Source organism: Megasphaera sp. AF13-6AC (assembly GCF_027685385.1).
Taxonomy (GTDB): domain Bacteria; phylum Bacillota; class Negativicutes; order Veillonellales; family Megasphaeraceae; genus Megasphaera; species Megasphaera micronuciformis.
Genome location: NZ_JAQCUN010000017.1, coordinates 1 through 306 on the forward strand (window position 1 = coordinate 1; position 306 = coordinate 306).

Genomic DNA, 306 nt, shown 5'->3' on the forward strand with positions numbered 1-306 from the left:
GTAACAATTCTGAGTATACCTCGTTCTTAGCCATGGCACTCACCTGCTTTTTTGATAACTGCCGGTTGTCGTACACGTTCATAGTATGACTGAGCTTCACGCAACATATGCTGAGCATATAACTCTGTAAGCCATTCATCCATCAGTTTATCAAGCTCGGCGCAGGTAGACTGCTTTTCCTGTAACAATTCTGAGTATACCTCGTTCTTAGCCATGGCACTCAAACGCTCTACGACGGTTCCTCTTTTTTCTGCTACAGCCGCCAGTTTTTTGTCACATTCGGCCAAGCGACTTTCATAATGAGCC

Annotated in this window: 1 pseudogene; it reads right to left on the reverse strand. The window is 45.1% G+C overall.

The features are described from left to right. Positions 1–26: 26 nt before the first annotated feature. Positions 27–306 (reverse strand): annotated as a pseudogene (locus tag PGX78_RS02040) (hypothetical protein); the annotation flags it as partial.